Origin of the sequence: Paraburkholderia sp. BCC1885, assembly GCF_900996235.1 — a bacterium.
Classification (GTDB): Bacteria; Pseudomonadota; Gammaproteobacteria; order Burkholderiales; family Burkholderiaceae; genus Paraburkholderia.
Genome location: NZ_CAAJGM010000040.1, coordinates 1 through 646 on the forward strand (window position 1 = coordinate 1; position 646 = coordinate 646).

General features: G+C 68.1%; 1 pseudogene. It reads left to right on the forward strand.

The window, feature by feature from the left end:
- Positions 1–646 (forward strand): annotated as a pseudogene (locus FQ755_RS03195) (bifunctional NADH-specific enoyl-ACP reductase/trans-2-enoyl-CoA reductase); the annotation flags it as partial.

The window sequence follows — 646 nt, forward strand, 5'->3', positions numbered from 1 at the left end:
CGGCCTCGCCGCGCGCATCTCGGCCGCCTTCGGCTCGCAGGCCGACACGCTGGGCGTGTGCTTCGAGCGCCCCGGCAGCGAGACCAAGCCCGGCACGGCCGGCTGGTACAACAGCGCCGCCTTCGAGAAGTTCGCCAAGACCGAGGGCCGCTACGCCCGGACCATCAACGGCGACGCCTTCTCCGACGAGGTCAAGCGCGTCACCATCGACACCATCAAGGCCGATCTCGGCCAGGTCGACCTGGTGGTCTACAGCCTGGCCTCGCCGCGCCGCACGCATCCGAAGACGGGCGTGGTGCACAACTCCACGCTCAAGCCGATCGGCAAGAGCGTGGCCTTCCGCGGCCTCGACACCGACAAGGAAGTGATCAAGGACACCGTCCTGGAGCCGGCCTCGCAGGAAGAGATCGACAACACCGTGGCGGTGATGGGCGGCGAGGACTGGCAGATGTGGATCGACGCGCTGAACCAGGCCGGCGTGCTGGCCCCGGGCGCCAAGACCACCGCCTTCACCTACCTCGGCGAGCAGATCACCCACGACATCTACTGGAACGGCTCGATCGGCGCGGCCAAGAAGGATCTCGACAAGACCGTGATCGTCATGCGCGAGACGCTTTCGGCCACCGGCGACGACGCGCGCGTTGCG